The organism is Prevotella sp. SGI.167, from assembly GCF_050313615.1.
Lineage (GTDB): Bacteria > Bacteroidota > Bacteroidia > Bacteroidales > Bacteroidaceae > Prevotella.
Genome location: NZ_JBNPLT010000085.1, coordinates 1 through 1,908, shown reverse-complemented (window position 1 = coordinate 1,908; position 1,908 = coordinate 1). Strand labels below are relative to the sequence as shown.

General features: G+C 44.2%; 1 protein-coding gene. It reads left to right on the top strand.

Features of this window, described 5'->3' with window-relative positions; all coding sequences use genetic code 11:
* The first annotated feature begins 266 nt into the window (after window positions 1-266).
* Window positions 267-1,865 (top strand): ABC-F family ATP-binding cassette domain-containing protein, encoded by a 1,599-nt coding sequence (locus tag ACQRBJ_RS15910; protein ID WP_262288799.1) that lies wholly within the window; start codon window positions 267-269, stop codon window positions 1,863-1,865.
* The last annotated feature ends 43 nt before the right edge of the window (window positions 1,866-1,908 follow it).

The following is a 1,908-nucleotide window of genomic DNA, read 5'->3' as shown; positions in this document are numbered from 1 at the left end:
AAGTGTCTGGTCGATAATAGGTGAAAGCATGGAGTCAAATTTCTCCATGATTGAAAAAAATCCTCCAAAAGGTGTGAGTTTTTCGGATTTTATTTGTACCTTTGCCATGTCTTGTTACGATTTACGCTTGTTTTCTAATTGCAACACTAAGATAAGTGAAAAATCTGACATGGCAAAATCCTGGGTAACTTTTTGTTGCTCAGAAACTTATAAATAAAGTTAAATTATAGTGTTGCGGAATTAAGGATCATCAATAGCAAATAATCATGAGTCTACAAGTACAAGGCTTGTTATACATCCATCCCAATAAAGACATACTGTTCCAAAACATTAGCTTCTCTGTATCTTCGGGTGACAAACGCGCCATTATAGGGAACAATGGCATAGGTAAATCGACACTTCTCAAGATATTGGCTGGCAGACTTGCTCCGTCGGCTGGCACTGTGCTGTGCGATGACCGTCTCTATCTGGTTCCTCAGCATTTCGGTCAATACAATGGTCAGACAGTGGCAGATGCATTAGGCCTTTCGGAAAAGCTTCAGGCATTGTATGCCATCTTGGGCGGACGAGGAACAGAGAATGACTTTACTGTTCTCAATGACGAATGGGACCTTGAGGAACAAATATCAGCAGCCTTCACTAAATGGGGCATAGACTATATTACTCCGGATATGTCACTGGCCTCACTTAGCGGAGGGGAGAAGACTAAGGTGTTTCTTGCAGGAATCGAGGTGTTCAAGCCTGATATGATTCTGATGGACGAGCCCACCAATCATTTAGACATGAAAGGACGGGCTCAGCTGTATGACTTTGTCCAAAAGACGAACAGCGCCATAGTCATTGTCAGTCACGACAGGGCTTTGCTGAACCTGATGCCGGGCATCTTTGAGATGTCATCCACTGGCATGCAGTTCTATCCAATGAACTACTCTCAATACAAGGAGACTGTTGATGCTGAGTATGCCGCTAAAGTCGCAAGTTTTCAGAACGAGCAGAAAGAACTGAAGAAAGCTGAGAAATTGGCACAGAAGACCATGGAACGGCAGCAGAAACATGCCTCAAGGGGAGAAAAGCACAGTGCAGGACAGGGCATTGCCCGCATAGCCATGGGGAACAGACGAGACAGTTCGGAAGCAGCAACCTCTCATCTAAACAAGGTGCAGCAGGAGAAACTGCAAAGGATGAGTCAGAAGGTACATGAGATACGGGCATCCATCAGCGATGACAAATCTGTGAAGATCAATATCAGCAATTCTGATATGCATGGAAGCAAACGGCTGATAGAAGCTGATGGCTTAACTTACAGATACGAAGGGCGGAATGTCTTATGGCAGGATGATCCATTGAGTTTTTCAATCTCAAGCGGCGAGCGGATTTGGCTTCAAGGTGATAACGGAACTGGCAAAACTACATTGCTCAAACTGATTGCAGGTTCCTTACAGCCCACCACTGGAAAGATATGGCGAAGAGGTTCATTGAATATCTTGTATCTCGACCAGGAGTATTCTTGTATTGACAATGACAAGACCGTTTATGGTCTGCTGGAAAGCTGCAACAGCAAGAAGCCCGAGCATGAACTGAAAATGCTTCTCAACCGCTTTATGTTTACAGCTCAGACGTGGGATAAGAAATGCGTATGCCTGAGTGGCGGCGAGCGGATGAAACTGGCCTTGTGCTGTCTGCTCATCGCAGAGAAGGCTCCGGATATCATCATCGCTGATGAGCCGACAAACAATATAGACATCTCCTGTATGGACATATTGGCTGATACGTTGAAGAATTATGTCGGGACATTGCTCATCGTCAGTCATGATGAACAGTTCATTCATGATATTGGCATCAAACGGATAATCAGTATTTCTTGAATCCCCTTTATGAACACTAAAGCAACGGCAAGAAAATATTAAT